General features: G+C 61.6%; 1 protein-coding gene. It reads right to left on the bottom strand.

Translation table 11 applies throughout. From position 1 onward, the window contains the following. Positions 1-596, bottom strand: a 596-nt coding sequence (locus tag EOB49_RS34335) for an MFS transporter (RefSeq protein ID WP_127383537.1), incomplete at its 3' end; no start/stop codon positions are given. Positions 597-799: the final 203 nt, after the last annotated feature.

Raw genomic sequence — 799 nt, 5'->3', positions numbered from 1 at the left:
AAATCGTCGACGAAGTGCAGCGCCGCCAGAATGCCGAGACAACCGAAAGGCACGTTGACATAGAATATCCAGCGCCATGACGCGTAAGTGGTCAACAGGCCGCCGAGCAGCGGTCCGATCACAGGCCCCATGATGGCGGGCAAGGTCATGTAGGTCATGGCGGTGATCAGCCCACTGCGCGGAAAGCTGCGCAGCAGGATCAGCCGCCCGACCGGCGTCATCATGGCGCCGCCCAGCCCCTGCAGGGCGCGCATCGCCAAAAGCATGCCGAAACTGTTGGCCATGCCGCACAGCGCCGAGCCGAGGGTGAAGGTGAAAAGCGCCAGCGCGAACACTTTTCGTGCGCCGAACCTGTCGGCGAACCAGCCGCTGACGGGAATGAATACGGCCAGCGTCAGGATGTAGGTGGTGATCGCCAGGTTCAGCCTGACCGGCGTCGTGTCGAGGCTGCGCGCGATGGCGGGGATCGCGGTGGTGATGATGGTGGAATCGAGCTGCTCCATCAGAAAGGCGATGGCGACGATGATTGGAATAATCAGTCTCAGCCTCGGATCGCGCTCGGTGGCAAATTGAGGCTGTTCCAATGCTGTTGCCATTCCGTCATGCAGGCGGCTGCCCCATTCCAGATGGCGCGTCCGCGTTCAAGGCAAGGTCGCCTTCCGTGCGGCAAGCCGGCCGAGGCCCCGATCACACAGCCTGTCTTATGGTCCGACGGACAGGCAAGCGGTAGTGATTTCCTCCTTGATGGAAGTCAACAAATGTTGACTGTCCGCCCCTTCGAGAGGAGATCGGGCAAGAC

The organism is Mesorhizobium sp. M7A.F.Ca.MR.148.00.0.0 (assembly GCF_003997735.1).
In the GTDB taxonomy this organism is placed as follows: domain Bacteria; phylum Pseudomonadota; class Alphaproteobacteria; order Rhizobiales; family Rhizobiaceae; genus Mesorhizobium.
This window is presented reverse-complemented; position numbering and strand designations above follow the sequence as displayed.